The sequence below is a fragment of the Vibrio sp. 811 genome (assembly GCF_033339195.1).
Genome location: NZ_JAWOUB010000713.1, coordinates 1 through 573, shown reverse-complemented (window position 1 = coordinate 573; position 573 = coordinate 1). Strand labels below are relative to the sequence as shown.

The following is a 573-nucleotide window of genomic DNA, read 5'->3' as shown; positions in this document are numbered from 1 at the left end:
CGCGCTGGTCATACCGAAGCGGGTTGTGATTTAGCTCGCCTTGCGGGGCTTGAGCCTGCTTCTGTGATTGTTGAGATCCTAAACGACGACGGCACCATGGCTCGCCGCCCTGATCTTGAAATCTTTGCTGAAAAACACGGCTTGAAGTTAGGCACTATTGCGGACCTTATCGAATACCGCAACAACACAGAAACGACCATTGAGCGTGTAGCAGAATGCAAACTGCCAACTGAACACGGTGAGTTCACTTTGGTGACTTACAAAGACACCATCGATAATCAAGTGCATTACGCTATGTGTAAAGGTGATTTGGCCGGCGAAGCGCCGCTGGTTCGTGTGCATCTACAAGACGTATTCACCGATGTATTACGCAGTGACCGCAATGCAGAGCGCAGCTGGACACTGGATAAAGCGATGAAGCGTATCGGTGAAGAAGGCGGTGTTCTGGTTGTACTTGGCAATGAAGACCCACCCGAGTTGCTCATCCACCGCGTGAAGATGTTCGACGCGCAAGATAACGGTGAAGCACCTACTTTAGCGAAAAAGCAGGGCACGTCTCGCCGCGTGGGAGTG

At 51.8% G+C, this 573-nt stretch carries 1 protein-coding gene; it reads left to right on the top strand.

Features of this window, described 5'->3' with window-relative positions:
* A partial coding sequence (locus tag R7Q46_RS28995) for a 3,4-dihydroxy-2-butanone-4-phosphate synthase (RefSeq protein ID WP_318078555.1) occupies nt 1–573 on the top strand: 573 nt, incomplete at both ends.